Source organism: Vibrio sp. 10N.222.55.C6 (assembly GCF_041473395.1).
Lineage (GTDB): Bacteria > Pseudomonadota > Gammaproteobacteria > Enterobacterales > Vibrionaceae > Vibrio > Vibrio crassostreae_C.
Window position 1 is genome coordinate 1 of record NZ_JBFRSD010000947.1, and the last position, 241, is coordinate 241.

At 48.1% G+C, this 241-nt stretch carries 1 pseudogene; it reads left to right on the top strand.

Going from position 1 to position 241, the window contains the following annotated elements:
* Nucleotides 1-241: pseudogene (locus tag AB4486_RS26995) on the top strand (hypothetical protein); the annotation flags it as partial.

The following is a 241-nucleotide window of genomic DNA, read 5'->3' on the forward strand; positions in this document are numbered from 1 at the left end:
TTCTTACTCGGTCCAGAGTTTGCCTTAGCCTACGTACAAAGCTGGGGGGTTATCGGGGCGTTAATTACCCATCAATGGAACGCTGGCGGAAGCAATGACGCCGACGCGAGTATTACTGGTGGACAGTACTTCTATACCGCGAATCTAGACGATGGATGGCAAATTCAAGCGCAACCAACTTGGAGCTATAATCACGAAGCGAGCAGTGGAAATAAATTGTCATTCCCTATTGGTATTGGGT